21 protein-coding genes and 4 tRNA genes are annotated in these 22,367 nt (G+C 71.0%); 13 read left to right on the top strand and 12 right to left on the bottom strand.

Translation table 11 applies throughout. The features are described from left to right. Nucleotides 1-15 precede the first annotated feature (15 nt). Nucleotides 16-849, top strand: a complete 834-nt coding sequence (locus AC07FK_RS30200) for an META domain-containing protein (protein ID WP_479108112.1) — start codon at nt 16-18, stop codon at nt 847-849. Nucleotides 850-994: 145 nt separating this feature from the next. On the opposite strand, the gene AC07FK_RS30195 is transcribed toward AC07FK_RS30200, so the two are convergent. The 3 genes from AC07FK_RS30195 to AC07FK_RS30185 form a co-directional block, all read right to left on the bottom strand. Next, nucleotides 995-2,092 (bottom strand): metallopeptidase domain-containing protein, encoded by a 1,098-nt coding sequence (locus AC07FK_RS30195; RefSeq protein ID WP_479108111.1) that lies wholly within the window; start codon nt 2,090-2,092, stop codon nt 995-997. A gap of 96 nt (nt 2,093-2,188) precedes the next feature. Beyond that, nucleotides 2,189-2,350, bottom strand: a complete 162-nt coding sequence (locus AC07FK_RS30190) for a hypothetical protein (protein ID WP_479108189.1) — start codon at nt 2,348-2,350, stop codon at nt 2,189-2,191. Nucleotides 2,351-2,497: 147 nt separating this feature from the next. Further along, nucleotides 2,498-2,590, bottom strand: a complete 93-nt coding sequence (locus AC07FK_RS30185; RefSeq protein ID WP_479108110.1) for a putative leader peptide — start codon at nt 2,588-2,590, stop codon at nt 2,498-2,500. Between the two features lie 115 nt (nt 2,591-2,705). Between AC07FK_RS30185 and purF the strand changes: the two genes are divergently transcribed. Beyond that, nucleotides 2,706-4,229, top strand: a complete 1,524-nt coding sequence (gene purF, locus AC07FK_RS30180; RefSeq protein ID WP_479108109.1) for an amidophosphoribosyltransferase — start codon at nt 2,706-2,708, stop codon at nt 4,227-4,229. A gap of 34 nt (nt 4,230-4,263) precedes the next feature. Continuing rightward, nucleotides 4,264-5,364 carry a phosphoribosylformylglycinamidine cyclo-ligase gene (gene purM, locus AC07FK_RS30175; RefSeq protein ID WP_479108108.1) on the top strand — a complete coding sequence of 367 codons (1,101 nt, stop codon included), beginning with the start codon at nt 4,264-4,266 and terminating at the stop codon, nt 5,362-5,364. A 104-nt stretch (nt 5,365-5,468) separates the two neighbouring features. Here the strand turns inward: purM and AC07FK_RS30170 are convergent, their stop codons facing one another. Continuing rightward, nucleotides 5,469-5,729 carry a DUF3073 domain-containing protein gene (locus AC07FK_RS30170; RefSeq protein WP_069928096.1) on the bottom strand — a complete coding sequence of 87 codons (261 nt, stop codon included), beginning with the start codon at nt 5,727-5,729 and terminating at the stop codon, nt 5,469-5,471. 289 nt (nt 5,730-6,018) lie between these two features. Beyond that, the gene (locus AC07FK_RS30165) at nt 6,019-7,101 is read right to left on the bottom strand and encodes a Leu/Phe/Val dehydrogenase (RefSeq protein ID WP_479108107.1); all 1,083 of its coding nucleotides are present in this window, start codon (nt 7,099-7,101) and stop codon (nt 6,019-6,021) included. Nucleotides 7,102-7,298: 197 nt separating this feature from the next. Between AC07FK_RS30165 and AC07FK_RS30160 the strand changes: the two genes are divergently transcribed. Beyond that, nucleotides 7,299-8,150 carry a DUF8083 family protein gene (locus AC07FK_RS30160; RefSeq protein WP_479108106.1) on the top strand — a complete coding sequence of 284 codons (852 nt, stop codon included), beginning with the start codon at nt 7,299-7,301 and terminating at the stop codon, nt 8,148-8,150. A gap of 470 nt (nt 8,151-8,620) precedes the next feature. Next, nucleotides 8,621-8,827: a developmental transcriptional regulator BldC gene (bldC, locus tag AC07FK_RS30155; protein WP_003949541.1), complete on the top strand. Its 207-nt coding sequence runs from the start codon at nt 8,621-8,623 to the stop codon at nt 8,825-8,827. A 378-nt stretch (nt 8,828-9,205) separates the two neighbouring features. Here bldC and AC07FK_RS30150 read toward each other — a convergent pair whose 3' ends face one another. The 3 genes from AC07FK_RS30150 to hrpA form a co-directional block, all read right to left on the bottom strand. Further along, nucleotides 9,206-9,424, bottom strand: a complete 219-nt coding sequence (locus AC07FK_RS30150) for a DUF6274 family protein (protein ID WP_479108105.1) — start codon at nt 9,422-9,424, stop codon at nt 9,206-9,208. A 126-nt stretch (nt 9,425-9,550) separates the two neighbouring features. Further along, nucleotides 9,551-9,625, bottom strand: a tRNA-Asp gene (locus tag AC07FK_RS30145). Nucleotides 9,626-9,717: 92 nt separating this feature from the next. After that, the gene (hrpA, locus tag AC07FK_RS30140; RefSeq protein ID WP_479108104.1) at nt 9,718-13,638 is read right to left on the bottom strand and encodes an ATP-dependent RNA helicase HrpA; all 3,921 of its coding nucleotides are present in this window, start codon (nt 13,636-13,638) and stop codon (nt 9,718-9,720) included. 405 nt (nt 13,639-14,043) lie between these two features. Between hrpA and AC07FK_RS30135 the strand changes: the two genes are divergently transcribed. The 3 genes from AC07FK_RS30135 (at nt 14,044) to AC07FK_RS30125 (ending at nt 16,210) form a co-directional block, all read left to right on the top strand. Beyond that, nucleotides 14,044-14,415, top strand: a complete 372-nt coding sequence (locus tag AC07FK_RS30135; protein ID WP_479108103.1) for a hypothetical protein — start codon at nt 14,044-14,046, stop codon at nt 14,413-14,415. A 206-nt stretch (nt 14,416-14,621) separates the two neighbouring features. Next, nucleotides 14,622-15,380 (top strand): DsbA family protein, encoded by a 759-nt coding sequence (locus tag AC07FK_RS30130; RefSeq protein ID WP_479108102.1) that lies wholly within the window; start codon nt 14,622-14,624, stop codon nt 15,378-15,380. Then, nucleotides 15,377-16,210, top strand: a complete 834-nt coding sequence (locus AC07FK_RS30125) for a cytochrome c biogenesis CcdA family protein (RefSeq protein ID WP_479108101.1) — start codon at nt 15,377-15,379, stop codon at nt 16,208-16,210. Before AC07FK_RS30130 ends, AC07FK_RS30125 begins: the two co-directional genes overlap by 4 nt. Nucleotides 16,211-16,247: 37 nt before the next feature. On the opposite strand, the gene AC07FK_RS30120 is transcribed toward AC07FK_RS30125, so the two are convergent. The 4 genes from AC07FK_RS30120 to AC07FK_RS30105 form a co-directional block, all read right to left on the bottom strand. After that, a tRNA-Phe gene (locus tag AC07FK_RS30120) sits at nt 16,248-16,324 on the bottom strand. Between the two features lie 22 nt (nt 16,325-16,346). Then, nucleotides 16,347-16,421, bottom strand: a tRNA-Asp gene (locus AC07FK_RS30115). A 39-nt stretch (nt 16,422-16,460) separates the two neighbouring features. Then, nucleotides 16,461-16,533, bottom strand: a tRNA-Glu gene (locus tag AC07FK_RS30110). A 168-nt stretch (nt 16,534-16,701) separates the two neighbouring features. Next, entirely contained in the window at nt 16,702-18,189 is a 1,488-nt protein-coding gene (locus tag AC07FK_RS30105; protein ID WP_479108100.1) for a metallophosphoesterase family protein, read from the bottom strand. 87 nt (nt 18,190-18,276) lie between these two features. Here AC07FK_RS30105 and AC07FK_RS30100 point away from each other — a divergent pair, with 87 nt between their 5' ends. The 5 genes from AC07FK_RS30100 to AC07FK_RS30080 all read left to right on the top strand — a co-directional run. Beyond that, nucleotides 18,277-18,639 carry a metallopeptidase family protein gene (locus AC07FK_RS30100; RefSeq protein WP_189716198.1) on the top strand — a complete coding sequence of 121 codons (363 nt, stop codon included), beginning with the start codon at nt 18,277-18,279 and terminating at the stop codon, nt 18,637-18,639. 44 nt (nt 18,640-18,683) lie between these two features. Beyond that, nucleotides 18,684-19,112 (top strand): fluoride efflux transporter FluC, encoded by a 429-nt coding sequence (locus AC07FK_RS30095; RefSeq protein ID WP_479108185.1) that lies wholly within the window; start codon nt 18,684-18,686, stop codon nt 19,110-19,112. Beyond that, nucleotides 19,109-19,471 carry a fluoride efflux transporter FluC gene (locus AC07FK_RS30090; RefSeq protein WP_479108099.1) on the top strand — a complete coding sequence of 121 codons (363 nt, stop codon included), beginning with the start codon at nt 19,109-19,111 and terminating at the stop codon, nt 19,469-19,471. The genes AC07FK_RS30095 and AC07FK_RS30090 overlap by 4 nt, the downstream gene beginning before the upstream one ends. Before the next feature lie 281 nt (nt 19,472-19,752). Further along, complete coding sequence (locus AC07FK_RS30085; RefSeq protein ID WP_479108184.1) at nt 19,753-20,268, top strand: hypothetical protein; 516 nt, start codon at nt 19,753-19,755, stop codon at nt 20,266-20,268. A gap of 227 nt (nt 20,269-20,495) precedes the next feature. Next, a partial coding sequence (locus AC07FK_RS30080; protein ID WP_479108098.1) for a DEAD/DEAH box helicase occupies nt 20,496-22,367 on the top strand: 1,872 nt, incomplete at its 3' end.

The following is a 22,367-nucleotide window of genomic DNA, read 5'->3' as shown; positions in this document are numbered from 1 at the left end:
TTCCGTCACATCGCCATGGATACGTCGCGCACCCGCATCTCCGGCCCCCTCACCGGCGCCGTCACCGTCCTCGCGCTCCTGACCCTGGCCGCCTGCGGCACGGAGTCGGGCTCGGGCGCCGGAGGTGACGGCACCGTGAAGCCGGACATCCAGCTCTCCGGCATCGACTGGACCGTCGACAGCGTGACCGTCGACGGGAAGAAGACGGCGGCGCCGGAGAAGGCCACGGTACGGATCGACGACAAGGGCCGGGCCGAGGGCAACACCGGCTGCAACCGCTTCGGCGCCGATGTGGAGGTCAAGGGCGACACGGTCACCGTGGGGCCCGCCTCGAGCACCGAGATCGGCTGCCCGGAGAACGTCGCCACGTTCGAGCGGCACCTCCAGCGCACGTTCACCGGCGAACTCAAGGCCAGGATCACGGACGACAGGCTGACGCTCACCACGGCCGGGGGCGACTCCATCGCCCTGTCCGAGACGAAGCCCGCGCCCGACGCGCAGCTGCTGGGCACGGAGTGGCTCGTGGAGTCGCTGCGGGACGGCGACACCACGAGCTCGCTGCCCGAGGCGGCGGCGGCCAAGGCCAAGCTGTTCTTCGGCGAGGACGGGTCCGTGGGCGGCAACCTCGGCTGCAACAACGTGTCGGGCAGGGCGAAGGTCTCCGGCTCCACCATCGCCTTCTCCAAGATCGCCACGACCCGGAAGCTCTGCCCGCCGCCGGTGATGGACACCGAGGAGGCGCTGCTCCAGGTCCTGGAGGGCGAGGCGAAGTACGAGATCCGTGAGAACGGCCTGTCCCTCACCGGGGCGGACGGCAAGGGACTGGACGCGATGGCGATCACCAAGTAGCTCTCCGCCGACAGGCCGGACCGAGCCGGGCCGCGCCGGACCGAGCCGGGCCGAGCTGAGCTGAGCCGGACAGAACCGAACCGGGCGGCGCGCGCGGGGCCGCGCCGCCCACGACAGGCGACGGCGGGCGTCGGCCAGCGCCCGGTCACCGGCCGGGGGACGCGCCCCCCGCCACCGGCCCGGGCACCGCAGGCCCGGCCGCCGCCGCCCCCAGGCCGACGGCGACCGTCGCCTCCGCCTCCCCCGCGGTCACCACCTTCACCGACACCTTGCGCGCCGTGTCGGTCAGTTCCGTACCGGCCTTGAGCGCGTCCGCGTCGGCCTCCTTCCCCTCGCCCGGCGTCGGGTCGATCAGCGCCGACCTCGTGTAGTCGTCCCCGGTGACCCGGTAGACGTGGACGCCCCGGAGCGCCCCGTCGAGGGAGCCCGCCCGGGCCCGCAGCTCGACGACGAGCTTGTCCTTGTCGCCGAGCGGGACGCGCAGGGCGCGGACGCCGCTGCCCCCGCCGTGCAGCGGACGCAGCGTGTACGTGCCGGACGCGGTCACATCGGTGAGTTCCTCGCCCGACAGCCACTTGTTGTGCATCATCTCCGCCGCCGTCAGACCGGCCGCCGCCCCGCCGCCGCCCATGACGGACTTGTGGCTGTCGCCGTCCTCCTTGCACCCGGCGCCCAGGTCACCGTCCGGGCAGCGCAGCCGCTTCTGGTGGTGGTAGCCGAGGTTGTGGCCGAACTCGTGGACGAGCGCGTCGATCGAGAAGTGCTGGGACGGCATCCAGGTCTTCCCGCCGCCGACCGTGCCCAGCCCGGCGTACTCGCACTTGGCCTTCTCGTTCGGGAAGACGATCGAGACGTGGTGGTACGAGTTCTCTCCGACGCCCTGCGCCGCCAGCGCCTTCTGCGCCTCGTCCGCGATCCGCCCGTTGTCGCAGGCGGCGGCCATGGGGAGCGTGAGCGGCCCGATGACCTGGTCGGCGCCGGCGGGCCCGAAGGCAGTTCTGCCGCGCGTGATCTCGTCGTAGTACGACGTCAGGGAACCGCTCTTCCCGTAGTAGGCGGCCTCCAGGGCCGGCTCGAGCTTCCCCGCGTCGGTGAACGCGCTGTTGCTGAAGTTGACCATCACGACCTGCACCGTGCGCCGGTCGGCGGCCGTCCCGGCGGCCCCGGCGGCGGGGGCCGCCGCCGACGCCAGCAGGACGCCGCAGGCCAGGGCCGACAGACGGACTCGGGAGGTCGACTGCATGTGGGGGGTTCCTTCCGCCGTGGAACGAAAACAGTGGGGAGGAGATCGTGATCAGGCGCGGCACACGCTAAACCGCGAAATCTCCCCCAACGCCCCTCAGGCCCCGGTTTCGTACGGCAGCAGCCCCGCGTCCGTCCGCTCCCAGGCGGCCCGCAGCTCGGCCAGCCGTCCGGGCTCGGCCGTCGCCCGGTCCGACCGCGTCGGGCTGTACTCCCCGCCGAAGGCGCGCCGGCACAGCTTGTGGTCGTGCGAGGTCACAGGGTCTCCCGTGATGAAGGGCACACCGACCGGGCCCCGCGGCGGCGCGGGTCGGCGCGCGGCCGGGGCCGGATCAGAGGCGGGGAACGGCGCGCGGGGACGCACCGGAGGAGAGAGGTGAACTACGGGGCGCGGCGGGAAGCGCGCCTACGCGCAGCGACAGATGGCGCTCGCGACACGGACCAGGTCGACGTGGCGGCGCTCCACAAGCGTGACTGAAAAGTCACTGAGGGGCTGCATGAGGCGGGAGCCTGACGGAGACACCGCGCACCTGTCAAGCGCCGGTCACGCGCGGCGGGCGGCGGCCCGTATCCCCAATTCGGACCAGTGGTCGATCTCGCCTACACTCGGTGGTGTGCCTCGTGGTGATGGACGACTCAACCACGACCTGCTCCCCGGTGAGAAAGGCCCCCAGGACGCTTGCGGCGTCTTCGGTGTCTGGGCTCCCGGCGAAGAGGTCGCCAAGCTCACCTATTTCGGACTGTATGCCCTGCAGCACCGTGGACAGGAGTCCGCGGGCATCGCAGTGAGCAACGGGTCCCAGATCCTGGTCTTCAAGGACATGGGACTGGTCTCGCAAGTCTTCGACGAAACTTCCCTCGGCTCCCTCCAGGGCCACATCGCGGTCGGTCATGCCCGCTACTCCACCACCGGAGCCTCGGTGTGGGAGAACGCGCAGCCGACCTTCCGTGCCACCGCGCACGGATCGATCGCCCTGGGACACAACGGCAACCTGGTCAACACGGCCAGGCTCGCCGAGATGGTCGCCGACCTCCCCAAGGAGAACGGCCGCGCGACGCAGGTCGCCGCGACCAACGACACCGACCTGGTCACCGCCCTGCTGGCCGGCCAGACGGACGACGACGGCAAGCCCCTCACCATCGAGGAAGCCGCCGCGAAGATCCTTCCCGAGGTCATGGGCGCCTTCTCCCTCGTCTTCATGGACGAGGGCACGCTCTACGCCGCCCGTGACCCGCAGGGCATCCGCCCGCTGGTCCTCGGCCGGCTGGAGCGCGGCTGGGTGGTGGCCTCCGAGTCCGCCGCCCTCGACATCTGCGGCGCCGCGTACGTCCGTGAGGTCGAGCCGGGCGAGATGCTCGCCATCGACGAGAACGGCCTGCGCACCTCCCGATTCGCGGAAGCGAAGCCCAAGGGCTGTGTCTTCGAGTACGTCTACCTGGCGCGCCCGGACACCGACATCGCCGGCCGGAACGTCTACCTCTCCCGTGTCGAGATGGGCCGCCGGCTCGCCAAGGAAGCCCCGGTCGAGGCCGACCTGGTGATAGCGACGCCCGAGTCCGGCACCCCCGCGGCCATCGGGTACGCGGAGGCCAGTGGAATTCCGTACGGCTCGGGCCTCGTCAAGAACGCGTACGTCGGCCGGACCTTCATCCAGCCCTCGCAGACGATCCGCCAGCTCGGCATCCGCCTTAAGCTCAACCCGCTCAAGGAAGTCATCCGCGGCAAGCGCCTGGTGGTCGTCGACGACTCGATCGTCCGCGGCAACACCCAGCGCGCCCTGGTCAAGATGCTCCGCGAGGCCGGCGCCGCCGAGATCCACATCCGGATCTCCTCCCCGCCGGTGAAGTGGCCGTGCTTCTTCGGCATCGACTTCGCGACCCGCGCCGAGCTGATCGCCAACGGCATGACGATCGAAGAGATCGGCACCTCGCTGGGCGCCGACTCGCTCTCGTACATCTCCATCGACGGGATGATCGAGTCGACGACCATTCCCAAGGCGAACCTGTGCCGCGCCTGCTTCGACGGCGAGTACCCGATGGAGCTCCCGGACCCCGAGCTGCTCGGCAAGCAGCTTCTGGAGACCGAGCTCGCGGCCGGCCCGGCGAACGCCGCGGCCGAGGCGCTCCGTCGCCCGTAACGCCCTGTTCAACGACACGAAAGATCCCAAACTCATGTCTGCTGAATCTTCTGGGCGTGCTCCGCACACGGGCGCCGGTGCCAGCTACGCGGCCGCGGGCGTCGACATCGAAGCCGGTGACCGCGCCGTGGAGCTCATGAAGGAGTGGGTGAAGAAGACGCAGCGCGCCGAGGTCACGGGCCTCGGCGGCCTGGGCGGTTTCGCCGGTCTCTTCGACGCCTCCGCCCTCAAGCGCTACGAGCGTCCGGTGCTCGCCTCCGCCACCGACGGCGTCGGCACGAAGGTCGACCTCGCCCGCAAGATGGGCGTGTACGACACGATCGGCCACGACCTCGTCGGCATGGTCGTCGACGACCTGGTCGTCTGCGGCGCCGAGCCGCTGTTCATGACCGACTACATCTGTGTCGGCAAGGTGTACCCCGAGCGTGTCGCGGCCATCGTGAAGGGCATCGCCGAAGGCTGCGTCCTCGCCGGCTGCGCCCTGGTCGGCGGCGAGACGGCCGAGCACCCGGGTCTGCTGGGCGAGGACGACTTCGACGTCGCCGGCGCCGGCACGGGCGTGGTGGAGTACGACCGCCTGCTGGGCGCGGACCGTATCCGCAAGGGTGACGCGGTGATCGCCATGGCGTCCTCCGGACTTCACTCGAACGGGTACTCGCTGGTGCGCCACGTGGTCTTCGACCGCGCCGGCTGGTCCCTCGACCGCGAGGTCGAGGAGTTCGGCCGCACGCTCGGCGAGGAGCTCCTGGAGCCCACCAAGATCTACTCGCTGGACTGCCTGGCACTCACCCGTACCGCCGAGGTGCACGCTTTCAGCCACATCACGGGCGGCGGCCTGGCGAACAACCTGGCCCGCGTGATCCCGGACGGCCTGCACGCCACGGTCGACCGCTCCACCTGGACCCCCGGCGCGGTCTTCGACCTGGTCGGCAAGGCCGGTCAGGTCGAGCAGCTCGAACTGGAGAAGACCCTCAACATGGGTGTCGGCATGATGGCCGTCGTCCCGGCGGAGTCGGTGGACGTGGCCCTGGCGACGCTCGCCGACCGGGGCGTTGACTCCTGGGTCGCCGGAGAGATCACCGAGCGCGGCGACCACGCCACGGGAGCGGCGCTCACGGGTACGTATGCGCGGTAGAAGGGCCGCCCGGTAGTCACCGGTGGCAGCACAGAAACCCGGTCCGGGGGCCGAGGCCCCAGGACCGGGTCACGTGTGTGATGCCTGTTCGAGGTGTACGGACGTCAAGCGCCGCGACGATGGGCCGAAGGACCGGACTCTTCGGTCGAGTCCTCGTCCTCGTCATCGTTGTACTGAGCCGCGTACTGTGCGTACGGGTCGTCTTCCTCGTCGTCGTCCTCGAACGGCTCGCCATTAGGCGGCTGTTGCGAAGTCGTCGAAGCGCCCAGCTCGTTGGCCAGACGCGACAGGTCAGTCCCGCCGCTGCTGTACTTCAGCTGGCGGGCGACCTTAGTCTGCTTGGCCTTTGCCCGGCCGCGCCCCATGGCTCGACCCCCTCGGTGACGGGGCTCGACGGCCCCAGAGTCTTGACACGCGTTCATGGTTCGGAACGGGCTCCCCTTGGAGAGACCGGTCCGTAGGGCATCAACGGTACCTGCTTCCGGGGCCATACGGTACGCCGCCCGCATGCAACGCCTCGGCACAGAACCCGCGAGGAGCCCTGTCCTCGCTGGTCAACTGCGATTTTAACCTCTTCTGGCGGGTCGACCCGCCGACGGGGGTGAGTCATGTCTCCTCATGTCCCACCGTCGGCGGGCCGACCCTCCGCGCGGGTCAGGTCCGGCGCGCCTCGGCCATCCTCTGCTCGGCGATCCGGTCGGCCGCCGCGGCCGGCGGAATCCCATCCGTCTTCGCACGTGCGAATATCGCCAGCGTCGTGTCGAAGATCTTCGCGGCCTGCACCTTGCACCGGTCGAAGTCGAAGCCGCGCAGCTCGTCGGCGACCTGGATCACGCCGCCCGCGTTCACCACGTAGTCGGGCGCGTAGAGGATCCCGCGGTCCGCGAGGTCCTTCTCGACGCCCGGGTGGGCGAGCTGGTTGTTGGCCGCGCCGCACACCACCTTCGCCGTGAGCGCCGCGACGCTCTCGTCGTTCAGCGCGCCGCCGAGTGCGCACGGGGCGTAGATGTCGAGCCCCTCGACGCGGATCAGCGCCTCCGTGTCCGCGACGACGGTGACGTTCGGGTAGCGGTCGGTGACACGGCGTACCGACTCCTCCCGGACGTCGGTGATCACGACCTCGGCGCCGTCCTCCAGGAGGTGCTCGACGAGGTAGTGGCCGACCTTGCCGACCCCCGCGACGCCGATCCTGCGGCCGCGCAGCGTCGGGTCGCCCCACAGGTGCTGGGCCGAGGCCCGCATGCCCTGGAAGACACCGAAGGCGGTCAGCACGGAGGAGTCGCCGGCGCCGCCGTTCTCGGGGGAGCGGCCGGTGGCCCAGCGGGTCTCGCGGGCGACGACGTCCATGTCGGCGACGTACGTGCCGACGTCGCAGGCGGTCACGTAACGGCCGCCGAGGGAGTTCACGAACCGTCCGTACGCGAGGAGCAGTTCCTCGCTCTTGAGCGTCTCGGGGTCACCGATGATCACGGCCTTGCCGCCGCCGTGGTCGAGTCCGGCCATGGCGTTCTTGTACGACATGCCGCGGGCGAGGTTCAGCGCGTCGGCGACGGCCTCTTCCTCGCTCGCGTACGGGTAGAAGCGCGTGCCGCCGAGGGCCGGGCCCAGAGCGGTGGAGTGGATGGCGATGACGGCCTTGAGGCCGCTGGCACGGTCCTGGCACAGCACGACTTGTTCGTGGCCGCCCTGTTCCGATCGGAACAGGGTGTGCAGGACGCCGTCGGTTACGTCGGTCACGGTGGTGACTCCCAAGTACGAGGCGCTTTGCCCTCCTGCGGGTGGGGAGGGCCGGTGGGCAAGAGAGTAAGACCTGGCGGGCCGTGTGCGTACGGCAGTGCCGGGGATCACCCCCTGGCGGAGTACGCATGGGACGATTTGCCTCCGGTTTCCTTCCGGTTCCTTGAGGTTTTTTCCGGTCCGACTGAGGAGCACGAGTGGCCCAGGAGTCCTCGGTGATCGTCCCGTACGCCTCCTACCTGCGGGTGTACGAACCGCTGGCGGCCTTCCCCGAGCCCGAGCGCGACCACTGGACGCGGTACGCGAAGCGCGGGCGGCTGCCCACCGCGCAGGACGAAGTGCGGCGCTCCCTCCGGGACTTGCTGCCCACTCCGCCCGTCCCGGTCCCGGTGCACGAGAGCGGCGACGCGTTCGTGACCGAAGTGGACGGAGTGGTGTGCGTCTGTCCGTGGCGGACGCGGCTGCGCGGGTGGCTGGCGCTGGAGGAGCTGCCCGACCTCTTCCCGGAGCCGCTGCTGGACGCGGCGCTGCCCCCGCTGGTGCGCCGGCAGGCCGCCGCGGACTACGAGCGCTGGCTCGAGCGCAACCCGGACGCCCGTCCGTGGATCAGGAGCGCGGCGTGGCACGTGCCGGTGCGCTGGTTCGCGCTCTTCGCGGGCGAGGAGCGGGAGTACGCGAAGGCCGAGGGCGAGACGGCTTCCGTACTGCGCTACCGGACGCCGATGGCCCAGGCGAGGCGGCGCGTGGCGCGGGCCCTTAAGGCGCTGCGGGAGCATCTGGACGCCGAGGCCGGGGGGCCGCTCGTCGAGGGCCTGGTGGACGTGGGGCGCTGGCTCGAGGAGTTCCACCCGCGGTCGCTGGTCGAACTCGACTACGGCGGCCTGGCGCACGTCCTGCCGCAGGAGCACCTGGCCGGGGACCACTCCGCGGCGGACGTGGCGGAGGGCATCGCGGCGCTGCGGTCCGGGGACGGCGTGGGGGCCGGTGAGGCTTACGGGCGGCTCACGGAGCGGTGGCGGGTGGTGCGCGAGCGCCAGTTCGCGAACTGAGGGCGTACGGGCTGCTCCCGGCGGCCGGGACGTAGGTCCTGATCCGGGCCTTTGCCTCAAGCGTGACGGACAGCACTAAGCGGGCTCTTGCGCCCATCGCCTATCCTCATGCCAAAATAGGACAAGGAGTCCGGCGAGGGCTCCTTCCGTCCGACTAAGGGCGGATTGGCTCGGTAATGCGCGCTATGGGGGGTCTGATGGCTCCTGATCGCTCTGTGACTGATCGTCACTGTGACGTGACTGTCCGCTATGGCATGGTCCATCGGCTTCGTCGCTGATGAACACCTGGGAGGGCAATTCCATCGGTTTGGCCGACGTGGCTGGACGGATGGTGTAGTTGTAGTGCCGAGGACAAGCCGTTCGTCCTATAACCGACTCGGCCCGCGTCCGCCATTTCGGGCAACGCGGGTCAAGGTGCAGAATTTAGAGGAAAGAACCGTGATGGTTCGGTTCTCCCGAGGAGGCCGCTCATGACCGCTCGCACCCCTGACGCCGAGCCGCTGCTGACCCCGGCTGAGGTTGCCACGATGTTCCGCGTGGACCCGAAGACGGTTACGCGCTGGGCCAAGGCAGGCAAGCTCACGTCCATCCGCACGCTTGGTGGACACCGGCGTTACCGCGAGGCTGAGGTCCGCGCACTGCTTGCGGGCATTCCGCAGCAGCGCAGCGAGGCCTGAACAACCGCATAACCCCGCTTTACCGGGCATTCCTCCGGGTCCCCCAACCCGGACGCCCACCTGAGCACCACACGACAGGCGTCTGCCCCAACAGGCGCCACATCCATGCAGGACGGGTGCGTCGTCGATCGCGCTGGACTCCGCCGGGTCCAGCGCGATCTTTTTTGTGCCCGTACACGGGTGCGGCGACCGCTCTGACCTGCGATCCGCCGGCTTTCCGCGGACGGCCAGTCAGCCCCCTCAAGGGGGTGCAATTGCACATATTAAATTGACCCGTTGTAGGGAGGGTGTAAGTCCACCCCTTCCCAAAACCGGTTGGGTGACACCCGTCACACGGCCCAACTCTTGTGCATGCGGGGCCCACCGGCGATAGGGGGTTCAGGCGTCCGGCGGTGCGCTCTCCTCGGCGTCCGCGACCGGCTCGGTCCCGCGGTCCTCTCCGGTCCTCGCCGGCTGCGCCGGTTCCGGCTCCATGGCGAGCCGCAGGAGCCGGTGACAGATGGGACAGTGCCGTGTGATGTGCCGGTAGCCCGTCGAGGCCGCCAGATGGGCACGCAGCAGTGCGCGCGTCTCGTGCCTGGCCGTTGATGCCGCCATGCGTCACCTCCCCGGTGAGGGCCCCCCGTTGCCCTGATGCCTGGGTACCGGTGGCAGATGACGCAGTCAAGACGCAAGAAGGCCCGGATCCTCGGGATCCGGGCCTTCTTGTCACGTCGTATCGTGCGGTCCTGACGGGATTTGAACCCGCGGCCTCCACCTTGACAGGGTGGCGAGCACTCCAAACTGCTCCACAGGACCTTGCTTGCCGCGCTGTACCGCGTTGCGCTGCGAAGACAGACTGTACAGCAGGTCAGGGGGTGCGGGCGAACTCACTCAAGGCGACGGAGGAGTTACGGCGCCGCCGCGTCGATCGCCTTCACGATCCGCTTGTCCGAGACCGGCTGGGCCGTCCCCAGGGCGTGCGCGAAGTAGCTCACCCGCAGCTCCTCGATCATCCAGCGGATGTCCAGCACTTCCTGCGGCACGGGCCTGCCCTTGGGCAGCTGCTCCAGCAGCCAGGCGTACTCGTCCTGCATCTCGTGGACCTTCTCCATGCGCGTGGTGTCGCGCTGGACGGCCGTGGGCATCTGCTGGAGCCTGCGGTCGACCGCGACGAGATAGCGCATCAGATCGGGCAGCCGGCGCAGCCCCGTCCTCGTCACGAACCCGGGCGGCACGAGGAACGCCAGCTGGTCGCGTACGTCGGCGAGGTTGTTCACCAGGGCCAGGCTGTTCGTCGCCTTCAGGCGGCGCTCGCACGCCTGCCAGGCCGCCAGGATCTGCTGGACCTGGTTCACCGTGCGCACGGTCGTGTCCACGAGGTCGGCGCGGACCTTGTCGTACAGCTTCCTGAAGGACTCCTCGTCCCAGGCCGGCCCGCCGTGATCGGCGATCAGCTTGTCGGCGGCGGCAGTGGCGCAGTCGTCGAAGAGTGCCTGGATCGAGCCGTGCGGATTGCGGGAGAGGGCCAGTTTCGCCTGATTGCTGAGCTTGTCGGAGGCGAACTTCGCGGGGTTCACCGGGATGTTGAGCAGGATCAGCCGACGCGTGCCCCGCCACATCGCCTGCTGCTGCTCGGCCTCCGTGTCGAAGAGCCGTACGGCGACGCTCTCACCCTGGTCCACGAGCGCCGGGTACGCCCGGACCGGCTGCCCGGCCCTGCGCGTCTCGAAGACGCGGCTGAGCGTGCCGATGGACCATTCCGTGAGGCCCGTACGTTCGACGGACTCGCCCGCGGGGCCCGCGGTCGCCGCGGCGGCCTGGGAGAGGGCCTGGCGGGCCTTGGGGCGCAGCTTCAGGCGCAGCGCCTCCAGGTCCTTGTCCTCGGCCAGGTTGCGGCGGCGCTCGTCGACGATCCGGAACGTGATCTTCAAGTGGTCCGGGACGCGGGCGAGGTCGAAGTCGTCCGCCTCGACCGGGACGCCGACCATCCGCTTCAGCTCGCGCGCGAGCGTGAGCGGCAGCGGCTCCTGCAGCGGCACGGCGCGGTCCAGGAACTTGCGCGCGTAGTCCGGGGCCGGGACGTAGTGCCGGCGGATCGGCTTCGGCAGAGAGCGGATCAGCTCGGTGACGACCTCCTGGCGCAGGCCCGGGATCTGCCAGTCGAAGCCCTCGGAGGTGACCTGGTTGAGCACCTGGAGCGGGACGTGGACGGTCACGCCGTCCGCGTCCGCGCCCGGCTCGAACTGGTACGTCACCCGGAACTTGAGCTTCCCCTGCCGCCAGGAGTCGGGGTAGTCGTCCTTGGTGACCGCCCCGGCCTTCTCGTTGATGAGCATCTCACGCTCGAAGTCGAGAAGTTCGGGCTCCTCGCGCTTCTTGTGCTTCCACCACGAGTCGAAGTGCGCGCCCGAGACGACGTGTTCGGGGACGCGCCGGTCGTAGAAGTCGAAGAGCGTCTCGTCGTCCACGAGGATGTCGCGGCGGCGGGCCCGGTGCTCCAGCTCCTCGACCTCGGTGAGGAGCTTGCGGTTGTCCGCGTAGAACTTGTGGTGCGTACGCCAGTCGCCCTCGACCAGTGCGTTGCGAATGAAAAGATCGCGGCTGGTCTCCGGGTCGATGCGGCCGTAGTTGACCTTGCGCTGGGCGACGATCGGGACGCCGTACAGCGTCACTCTCTCGTACGCCATCACAGCGGCCTGGTCCTTCTCCCAGTGCGGCTCGCTGTACGTGCGCTTGATCAGGTGCTGGGCGAGCGGCTCGATCCACTCCGGTTCGATCCTCGCGTTGACCCGCGCCCACAGGCGTGACGTTTCGACCAGCTCGGCGGACATGATGAAGCGGGGCTGCTTCTTGAACAGCGCCGAGCCGGGGAAGATCGCGAACTTGGCGTTGCGGGCCCCGAGGTACTCGTTCTTCTCGGTGTCCTTGAGCCCGACGTGGGACAGCAGTCCGGCCAGCAGGGACTGGTGCACGGACAGCTCGGGCGCGTCGTCCTCGTTGACGTGTATGCCCATCTGCTTCGCGACCGACCGCAGCTGGGTGTAGATGTCCTGCCATTCGCGAATGCGCAGAAAGTTCAGATACTCCGACTTGCACATCCGGCGGAAGCTGGAGGAGCCGCGCTCCTTCTGCTGCTCCCGGACGTACCGCCAGAGATTGAGATAGGCGAGGAAGTCGGACGTCTCGTCCTTGAAGCGGGCGTGCTGCTGGTCCGCCTGCTGCTGCTTCTCGGAGGGCCGCTCGCGCGGGTCCTGGATGGAGAGCGCGGAGGCGATCACCATGACCTCGCGTACGCAGCCGTTCTTGTCGGCCTCCAGCACCATGCGGGCCAGGCGGGGATCGACGGGGAGCTGGGCGAGTCTGCGGCCCTGCTCGGTGAGCCGCTTCTTCGGATCCTTTTCGCCGGGGTTCAGCGCGCCGAGCTCCTGGAGGAGCTGGACGCCGTCCCGGATGTTGCGGTGGTCCGGCGGGTCGATGAAGGGGAACTTCTCGATGTCGCCGAGGCCGGCGGCGGTCATCTGGAGGATGACGGACGCGAGGTTCGTGCGCAGGATCTCGGCGTCGGTGAACTCGGGCCGGGTGAGGAAGTCGTCCTCGGAGTAGAGCCGGATGCAGATGCCGTCGGACGTACGGCCGCAACGGCCCTTGCGCTGGTTGGCGCTGGCCTGGCTGATCCGCTCGATCGGCAGACGCTGGACCTTGGTGCGGTGGCTGTAGCGGGAGATGCGGGCGGTGCCCGGATCGATCACGTACTTGATGCCGGGAACGGTGAGCGAGGTCTCCGCGACGTTGGTGGCGAGGACGATCCGGCGGCCGGTGTGGCGCTGGAAGACGCGGTGCTGCTCGGCGTGCGACAGACGGGCGTACAGGGGGAGGACCTCGGTGTGGCGGAGGTTCCTCTTGTTGAGCGCGTCGGCGGTGTCGCGGATCTCCCGCTCGCCGGAGAGGAAGACGAGGATGTCGCCCGGGCCCTCGGCCTGGAGCTCGTCGACCGCGTCCGCGATGGCGGTGATCTGGTCGCGGTCGGAGTCGTCGCCCTCCTCTTCGAGGAGCGGGCGGTAGCGGACCTCGACCGGGTACGTACGGCCGCTGACCTCGACGATGGGCGCGTCGCCGAAGTGGCGGGAGAAGCGCTCGGGGTCGATGGTCGCGGAGGTGATGACGACCTTGAGATCGGGGCGCCTGGGCAGCAGCTGGGCGAGGTAGCCGAGCAGGAAGTCGATGTTGAGCGACCGCTCGTGGGCCTCGTCGATGATGATCGTGTCGTACGCGCGCAGCTCGCGGTCCGTCTGGATCTCGGCGAGCAGGATGCCGTCCGTCATGAGCTTGACGAAGGTCGCGTCCGGATTGACCTGGTCGGTGAACCGGACCTTCCAGCCGACCGCCTCGCCGAGCGGGTTCTTCAGCTCGTCCGCGATGCGTTCGGCGACGGTGCGGGCGGCGATGCGGCGGGGCTGGGTGTGGCCGATCATGCCCTTCACGCCACGGCCGAGCTCCATGCAGATCTTGGGGATCTGCGTCGTCTTGCCGGAGCCGGTCTCGCCCGCGACGATCACGACCTGGTGGTCGCGTATCGCCTCGGCGATGTCGTCCTTGCGCCGGCTGACCGGCAACGACTCCGGATACGTGATCTCGGGCATCCGGGCAGCACGCTGCGCCAGGCGGGCGGCGGACTTCTCCGCCTCGGCGGCGATATCGTCCAGCACGGCCTGGCGGGCCTCGGGCTTGCGGATGCGACGGGCGCCGTCGAGACGGCGGCCGAGCCGGTGGGCGTCGCGCAGCGGCAGCCCTCCGAGCACGGTCTGGAGGTCGGCGAAGGAAGTAGACATACCTGATTCAGGATCTCACCCGCCGGTCGCGACTGGCGAACCGATTTCCGACGGGCGGGGGCGGGGGAGCCTTTACGCTTTACCGGACGTCCCCGGACAGGAGATACCGAGCCGATGCCCCAGGTCAGCCGCCGGCGCCGCAGTGCGGCGACCGTGAGTGGGCTGCTGGGCACCGTGCCGGCCCTGGTGCTGCTGGTGCTTCTGGTGCTGTGTACGGAGGCGGGGGGCATGGTCGCGGCTCCCGATGGACGGCCGGATTCCGCCGCCGGTCCGGTATCGGCCGGCGCCCCCGCCAAGGCTTCGGCGCCGCCCTCGGCTCCCGCTGCGACGTCTGCTCAGACGGCGGCTCATAGGTCCGGATCGGCTGCTGCCGTGGCGGCTCATGGGCCGGGATCCGCTGCTGCCGTGCCGGCTCCGGGGCCGGAATCGGGTCCGGTCGCGGCGGCGCGGGCGTCCGGACCGCCCGCATTCACGGCTCCCGTCGCCGGGCCCGCCGTCCATCCCGCCGCCACTCCCGCTGCGCACCCGGCCGCCGGCTCACCGTCCGGCGACGGCCAGACGCCCGGCTGCCGTGACGGCCGCCGGGGCGCCGGGACCGAGCCCATGGCGCCGCCGCGCCAAGCGGGGGCGTACGAGCTGCCGGCCGGCCTGTACCAGGCCTGGGCCGGCTCCGGTTCCTGGGGCGCGGAGGGCCTGGTCGCGCGGCTCGCGCCCGGCCACCGGCCGCCGCCCCCGACCCCGCCGACGCCGATAGACCTCTCGGTCCTGCGGGTCTAGGCCGCGCCCGCGGCGCCCCTTTGTTCCCCACCCGCCGCCGGCCCGGAACGCCCGGCCCGCCCCCGCCGTCCGCGGGCGCGTCCCGAACGGCGTACGGGCCCGCTCGCGCTGCGCGGGACCGAACGGCCGCTCGAGCCGGCCGGGCCGACCGCCCGGCATCCCTCACTCCCGCCTCCCGCATTCCGTACAGGAGCCCTGAGACACCCGTGACCTCCTCGCCCAAGAAGTCCCCCGGAACCAAGAAGTCCGCCGGCCGAGGCATCGCCGTCGGCGCGGCCGTCGCCGCCGCCGCGGTCCTCCTCGGCGTCGTCTCGTACACCGCCACCAGGCCCGGCGACGCCGGCGACGTGTCCGCCGCCGAGGTCTCCGCCGATCCGCAGGCCGGGGTCTACCCCGAGCTCGCGAAGCTCGCCCGGCGCGACCGTGACGACCCGCTCGCGCAGGGCCGGACCGACGCGCCCGTCGTGCTGATCGAGTACGCCGACTTCAGGTGTGGTTACTGCGGGAAGTTCGCCCGGGACACCGAGCCCGCGCTCGTGAAGAAGTACGTCGAGGACGGCACCCTGCGCATCGAGTGGCGCAACTACCCGATCTTCGGCAAGGAGTCCGACGCGGCGGCGCGCGCCGCCTGGGCGGCCGGCCGGCAGGATCGTTTCTGGCAGTTCCACGCGGCCGCGTACGCCGAGGGCGCCAAGGAGAAGGGCTTCGGCGAGGCGCGGCTCAAGACGCTGGCCGAGGAGGCCGGAGTGAAGGACATCGCCCGCTTCACCCGGGACGCCGGCAGCGAGGCCGCCGCGAAGGCCGTCAAGGCGGACCAGGAGGAGGCGTACGGACTGGGCGCCACCTCCACACCGTCCTTCCTGGTCAACGGCAGGCCGATCGCCGGCGCCCAGCCCGCGGAGACGTTCACGCACGCGATCGAGGCGGCGGCGAAGGCCACGAAGGACGCGAAGGCCGGCCGGTGAGCGCCGACATCGGCTATCTCGCGGCCTTCCTCGGCGGGCTGCTCGCCCTGCTCAGCCCCTGCAGCGCGCTGCTGCTCCCCGCCTTCTTCGCCTACTCGATCGATTCGACGTCCCGGCTGACGGCCAGGACCGGCATCTTCTACGCCGGGCTGGCCACCACCCTCGTGCCGCTGGGCGCTGCCGGCTCGTACGCCGGACGGCTCTTCTACGGGCACCGGGACCAGCTCGTCCTCGCCGGCGGCTGGCTGATCATCGCGCTCGGGGCCGCGCAGATCCTCGGCATGGGCTTCGCGTCCCGCCGCATCGCCGCGCTCTCGGGCAGGATCCGGCCCACGACGGCGGTCTCCGTCTACGCGCTCGGGGCCGTCTACGGCCTCGCGGGCTTCTGCGCGGGCCCCATCCTCGGCAGCGTCCTGACGGTCGCGGCCGTCAGCGGCAGTCCGGTGTACGGCGGACTGCTGCTGGCCGTCTACGCACTGGGCATGGCCGTGCCGCTGTTCCTGCTCGCGCTGCTCTGGGAGCGGTTCGAGCTGGGGAAGCGGCAGTGGCTGCGGGGGCGGGCGTTCACGGTGGGGCGCTTCGAGCTGCACACCACGTCGTTGCTGTCGGGGCTCTTCTTCGTCGCCCTGGGCGCGCTCTTCCTCGTGTTCGACGGGACGACGGCGCTGCCCGGCGTGCTGGACGTGGACGACTCGTTCGCCGTCGAGGAGTGGGTGAGCGGCCTCGGCTCGTCCGTGCCCGACGCGGTGCTGCTGACCGGTGTGGTGGCGGTGGTGGGCGTGGCACTGGTCGTGCGCGCCCGCCGCCGCAGAGTGCCCGAGGAGGGATGACGAAAGGCCCCCGTCCATCGGACGGGGGCCTTCGAAGTGGTGGCTGGGGCCGGGATCGAACCGGCGACCTATCGCTTTTCAGGCGATCGCTCGTACCAACTGAGCTACCCAGCCACTCGGATCTCGCGATCCGCAGCGGTCCTGACGGGATTTGAACCCGCGGCCTCCACCTTGACAGGGTGGCGAGCACTCCAAACTGCTCCACAGGACCAAGCGTGGTGCGAGAACAAGTCTCGCACACGGTTGTGCGTGCCCCCAACGGGATTCGAACCCGTGCTACCGCCTTGAAAGGGCGGCGTCCTGGGCCACTAGACGATGAGGGCTAGAGCCCGCCTGGGCGCTTTGCAGCGCGTCGGGGACGTGAGAAGCATATGGGATGGCGGGACCGTTCGCCAAAACGGTTTACGGGGAGAGTCGGGGAGAGGGGGCGCACGGGGCGGGCAGCGGCCGGGAGGCGGGCTCTTTCGGAGCCCGCCGCCGAGCCGTCCGGGTCACCCGTCCTCCGGCAGACGGCGGCTGACCTCGGCCGTCGTCAGGCCCAGGCCCCCCAGCGTGACCTCGTCCCACGCCTGCAGCCGCTTGGTCGAACGGTCCAGGTAGAGCACCGACGTGCGCACCTTCTCCGGCTCGTCGTTCTGGAGCGCGCGCAGGCCGCCGCCGCCCGTCGAACCCTCGATCTTGAGGCGGGTGCCGTGCTTGAGCACCTGCGTCCGGCGGTTGTGGACGTGCCCCGCCAGGACGAGCGGGACCGTGCCGTCCGTCTCGCGCGCCGCGACCGGGTTGTGCGCCACCGCGATGTCGACCGGCGTGCCGGCGCGCCGCTGGTCGCGCAGGGCCGAGGCGAGGCGTATCCCGGCCATGCGTTCGGCCGGGTCGCCCTGCGCCTCGACCGAGCGGTCCGGGGTGAACTGCGGGTCGCCGGTCCCGGCCACCCGGATTCCCGCCACGGTGACCGCCCGGCCCTCGTCGAGCACATGGACGTTCTTGAGCCCTTCGAGGTAACTCTGGGTGGCGAGCGAGTCGTGGTTGCCCCGGACCCAGACGTACGGCGCTCCCAGGTCGGGGATCGGGTCCAGGAAGCCGTTCTCGGCGGCGCTGCCGTGGTCCATGGTGTCGCCGGAGTCGATGATCAGGTCGATGTCGTACTGCTCGACGAGCGAGCCGATGATGTGCCACGACGCCGGGTTGAGATGGATGTCCGAGACGTGCAGGACGCGCATCGTCGCCGGGTCCGGCTGGTACGTGGGCAGCGTCGAGGTGGCGTCGTACAGCTTCGTGACGTTGGTGACCAGGCGCGCCAGCTCCTTCTGGTAGACGTCGAACTCGCTCACGATGCTGCGCGCGTTGCCGACGACCGAGGGCGCGGAGGACAGCAGCCCGGAGAACTTCGGCTCCAGGACCGACTTCGGGTTCCAGGTGGCGTACGCGCTGACGGCCGACGCCGTCAGCAGGGCCAGCGCCAGGCCGCCCGCCGCGAGGGCGCGGCGCGGGCGCCGGTAGACGGCGAGGCCCAGGGCGGTGGCGCCGGACACGACGGCGACGCAGGAGCGGACGGCCAGCTCGGTGGCGCCGTCGGCGACGTCCCGGGTGACCTCCTCCTGGAGGCCGGAGAGGCGTTCGGGGTGTTCCACGAGGGCCTGGGCGCGGGCCGGGTCGAGCTGGTCGACGTCCACGTCCAGGCGCAGGGGAGCGGTGTGGGTGTCGAGTTCGAGGGCTCCCAGCGGCGAGACGTTGATCTTCGTGCCGCCGGCGGCGGACGCGCGGAGCGTCATGGTCGTGTCCATCGGACCGACCGGAGTACGGACACTGCCGACGATCAGCAGGCCGAGCCACGCGCCGCACAGGACCACGGCGGCGAGGCCGAGCATCCGCGCGTACGGATGCGGGGTCTGTACGAGAGCGCTGGTGGGGGCGGTGTCGCGGGAGCGGTAGTGGTGTCGCAGGCGGGTCAGCGTGGCACGAAAGGAAGCGCGGGCCATTGGTCCCGTATGCCCGTACGGGCCGGTGCCCATGCCGGACGGCCCCCACCCCCACCCCGACGCGCGGAATTACGTGACAATGGCCGGGTGCTGGAGATGACGCGTGAGGAGTTCGAGGAACTGGTCGCCGAGGCGCTGGACAGGATCCCGCCGGAACTGACGCGACTGATGGACAACGTGGCGGTGTTCGTGGAGGACGAGCCGCCGGCGGACCACCCCGACCACGGCCCCGACCTGCTCGGGCTGTACGAGGGAACGCCGCTGACGGACCGTGGCGAGTGGTACGCCGGGGTGCTGCCGGACCGGATCACGATCTACCGGGGGCCGACCCTGCGGATGTGCGAGTCCCGGGAGGACGTCGTCGCCGAGACGGAGATCACCGTCGTCCACGAGGTGGCGCACCACTTCGGGATCGACGACGAGAGGCTGCACGCGCTGGGGTACGGGTGAGCGGAGCCATCGGCCCCGGTGACGCCGTCGACCCCGACGTCGACCTGCGGGTGCCCGCCCAGCGCGCCGAGACCGCCGGGCACGGCAGGCGGCGGGTGCTCGGCGCGGTCTCGGCGGGCGGGGTGCTGGGCGCGCTGGGCCGGTACGGGGCGGCGGTGCTCTGGCCGGGCAGCGTGTGGACGACGCTCGGCGTCAACGTGCTGGGCTGCGCGCTGATCGGCGTGCTGATGGTGCTGGTGGGCGAGCGGGGCCGGGGGCACGCGCTGGCCAGGCCGTTCTTCGGGGTCGGCGTTCTGGGCGGCTTCACGACCTTCTCGACGTACGCCGCCGACGTGGCCCGGCTGCTGGAGCGGGGGGAGGCGCTCACCGCGGCCGCGTACGCCGCCGGGACGCTCGCGGGGGCGCTGGGCGCGGTGTGGGCCGGCGTGACGGTGACGCGGGCCGCCGCGAGCCGCGCCGGGGCCGCCTCGTGACCTGGCTGCTGGTGGCGGTGGGTGCGGCTGTCGGGGCGCCGCTTCGTTACCTGACGGACCGTGCGGTGCAGCAGCGGCACGATTCGGTGTTCCCCTGGGGGACGTTCGCGGTCAACGCGGGGGCGAGCCTGGTGCTGGGGGTGCTGACGGGGGCACTGGTTTCCTCGGGGACGTACGCGCTGCTGGGGACCGGGCTGTGCGGCGCCCTTTCGACCTACTCGACCTTCAGCTACGAGACGCTGCGACTGGCCGAGCGCGGCCGGCAGGCCCTCGCGCTGGCCAATGCGGGCGGTTCGCTCCTGGTGGGGCTCGGCGCGGTCTTCCTGGGGTGCGCGCTCGGGCGGGGCCTGGTGGGGTAGGGCCGGTCCGCGGGGGCGGTTGCGGCCGGCGGGCCGTCGGGGCCCGGCCTCCGGAGCGGGCCCGAAAGTCGTCGGAGACCACGGGCGCCTTCGCCGGGGGCCGTCCGGACGCCTCCGCCGTCAACCTTGCGTGTCCCTTGTGGGCCAAAGGGAGTTGGGCAGGGAAACCCGCCCGCCGTGCCCCGGAGGTGCCGCTCGTGCGCCAGTTGCCCCCGCCTGTCCGATTGGCCCCAGCCAGATTCGCCGCCGCCGTCCTCGCGGTCGCGGCCTCCGCAGGCTGCATGAGCGTGAGCGACGAGGGAGGCAAGCCGGCGCCCTCCCGTTCGGCGGCCGGGCGGGAGGCGGCGGCGGCGGAGCGCGACGGCGGGCAGGCGCAGACGGGGACCGGGATCGGCCGGACGAGCGGGCGGGTCCAGGAGGACCGCGGCGGCGGCAAGAAGGCGAAGGGCGACAAGGCGCGGGACGATCCGTCGAAGAGCCCCGGCGCGTCCCCGGGCGTCTCGGCCTCGCCCTCGAAGAGCCGCGAGGCACCGCCCCGGGGCGGCCGCCCCCGGCCGAAGCCGCCGCGCCCCGGTGTGCCGGCGCCGAGCCACGACACGCCGGCGCCGACGCAGCCCCCGGAGCCGCCCGAGCCGCCCCCGGCCACCGAGCCGCCGCCCCCCGAGCCCTCCGAGACGGAGCCGACCCCGCCGCCGCCCTCGGCGTCGCCGGCGGCGGACACACAGACGGCGGCGATGGGGCACCGGCGTGAACTGGCCCGGGAGCCGGAGGCATCGCCGCAGGTGGGGCCGGTTTAGCGACCCCGGTTTGCCATAAGGGGGGGAGGGTGCGTATGGTTATAGATCGTTTGATCCCATTGCCCGGCGCCGTTGAGTTCTCGTAAAGAACGAGGACCTGGAGCGCCCCGTGGCGCGTACTCTCCCTTACCGTGACTGACCGCACTGAGGCGGTCGAATTTGCGATTGATTTGCGATTTCACGGAGTTTGGGCGCGTGCCGAGACTCCGAGAGGTTTCGCATTTCGTATGTCCATTTCCAGCACTGACCGCACCGCCATGCCCGAGAACGAGACGGTCGTAGAGGCCGCCGACGTCATCGAGGCCGCCGAGGTCGTCACCGAGGCCCCCGTCGAGACCGCCGAGCTCGCCGACATCACCGAGCTCGCCGAGAGCACCGACGCGATCGAGGCCGACGAGGACGCAGAGCCGTCCGTGACCTTCGCCTCTCTGGGCCTGCCGGACGGCATCGTCCGCAAGCTCGCGCAGAACGGCGTCACCGCCCCCTTCCCGATCCAGGCCGCGACCATCCCGGACGCCCTGGCCGGCAAGGACATCCTGGGCCGCGGCCGTACCGGCTCCGGCAAGACGCTCTCCTTCGGTCTGCCCACCCTGGCCACGCTGGCCGGCGGCCACACCGAGAAGAAGAAGCCCCGCGCGATCATCCTGACGCCGACCCGTGAGCTCGCGATGCAGGTCGCGGACGCGCTTCAGCCGTACGGCGACGTACTCGGCCTGAAGATGAAGGTCGTCTGCGGCGGTACGTCCATGAGCAACCAGATCTACGCGCTGGAGCGCGGCGTCGACGTTCTCGTCGCCACCCCGGGCCGTCTGCGCGACCTCCTCAACCGAGGCGCCGCGTCGCTCGAGAACGTCCAGGTCGCCGTCCTCGACGAGGCCGACCAGATGTCCGACCTGGGCTTCCTGCCCGAGGTCACCGAGCTGCTCGACCAGATCCCCGGCGGCGGCCAGCGCATGCTCTTCTCCGCCACCATGGAGAACGAGATCAGCACGCTGGTCAAGCGCTACCTGACGAACCCCGTCACGCACGAGGTCGACAGCGCGCAGGGCAACGTCTCGACCATGACCCACCACGTCCTCGTGGTGAAGCCGAAGGACAAGGCGCCGGTCACGGCCGCGATCGCCGCCCGCAAGGGCCGCACGATCATCTTCGTCCGCACCCAGCTGGGCGCGGACCGCATCGCCGAGCAGCTCCAGGACTCGGGCGTCAAGGCCGACGCGCTGCACGGCGGCATGACGCAGGGCGCCCGTACGCGCGTCCTCGAGGACTTCAAGAAGGGCTACGTCAACGCCCTGGTCGCCACCGACGTCGCCGCTCGCGGCATCCACGTCGACGGCATCGACCTGGTCCTGAACGTGGACCCGGCCGGTGACCACAAGGACTACCTGCACCGCTCGGGCCGTACCGCCCGCGCCGGCAAGTCGGGTGTCGTGGTCTCGCTCTCCCTGCCGCACCAGCGCCGCCAGATCTTCCGCCTGATGGAGGACGCGGGCGTCGACGCCTCGCGTCACATCGTCGGCGGTGCGGGCGCGTTCGAGCCGGAGGTCGCCGAGATCACCGGCGCCCGTTCGCTGACCGAGGTCCAGGCCGACTCCGCGAACAACGCCGCCAAGCAGGCGGAGCGCGAGGCCAAGGAGCTCACCCGTGAGCTGGAGCGCGTCCAGCGCCGTGCGACCGAGCTCCGCGAGGAGGCCGACCGCCTGGTCGCCCGCGCGGCGCGCGAGCGCGGCGAGGACCCGGACGAGGCCGTGGCCGAGGTGGCGAAGGCCGCCGAGGCTGAGCTCGCGGCCGCCGAGGCAGCCGCAGCAGTGCCGGCGCAGGCCCCGGACCGCCGTGACGACCGCGGCAACTACCAGCGCCGTGACGACCGCGGTGGTGACCGTGGTGGCCGTCCGTTCGAGCGTCGTGACGACCGCGGTGGTGACCGTGGTGGCTTCCGTCGTGACGACCGTGGTGGCGAGCGCGGTGGTTTCCAGCGTCGTGACGACCGTCCGGCGGGTGGCGACCGTGGTGGCCGTCCGTTCGAGCGTCGTGACGACCGCGGTGGTGACCGTGGTGGCTTCCGTCGTGACGACCGTGGTGGCGAGCGCGGTGGTTTC

This window comes from Streptomyces sp. NPDC046122 (genome assembly GCF_056429965.1).
This window is presented reverse-complemented; position numbering and strand designations above follow the sequence as displayed.

Coding starts and splice junctions, on each gene's coding strand:
- AC07FK_RS30200 (WP_479108112.1), top strand. CDS start 16: ATGGATACGTCGCGCACCCGCATCTCCGGCCCCCTCACCGGCGCCGTC.
- AC07FK_RS30195 (WP_479108111.1), bottom strand. CDS start 2,092: ATGCAGTCGACCTCCCGAGTCCGTCTGTCGGCCCTGGCCTGCGGCGTC.
- AC07FK_RS30185 (WP_479108110.1), bottom strand. CDS start 2,590: ATGCAGCCCCTCAGTGACTTTTCAGTCACGCTTGTGGAGCGCCGCCAC.
- purM (WP_479108108.1), top strand. CDS start 4,264: ATGTCTGCTGAATCTTCTGGGCGTGCTCCGCACACGGGCGCCGGTGCC.
- AC07FK_RS30170 (WP_069928096.1), bottom strand. CDS start 5,729: ATGGGGCGCGGCCGGGCAAAGGCCAAGCAGACTAAGGTCGCCCGCCAG.
- bldC (WP_003949541.1), top strand. CDS start 8,621: ATGACCGCTCGCACCCCTGACGCCGAGCCGCTGCTGACCCCGGCTGAG.
- AC07FK_RS30150 (WP_479108105.1), bottom strand. CDS start 9,424: ATGGCGGCATCAACGGCCAGGCACGAGACGCGCGCACTGCTGCGTGCC.
- hrpA (WP_479108104.1), bottom strand. CDS start 13,638: ATGTCTACTTCCTTCGCCGACCTCCAGACCGTGCTCGGAGGGCTGCCG.
- AC07FK_RS30105 (WP_479108100.1), bottom strand. CDS start 18,189: ATGGCCCGCGCTTCCTTTCGTGCCACGCTGACCCGCCTGCGACACCAC.
- AC07FK_RS30085 (WP_479108184.1), top strand. CDS start 19,753: ATGAGCGTGAGCGACGAGGGAGGCAAGCCGGCGCCCTCCCGTTCGGCG.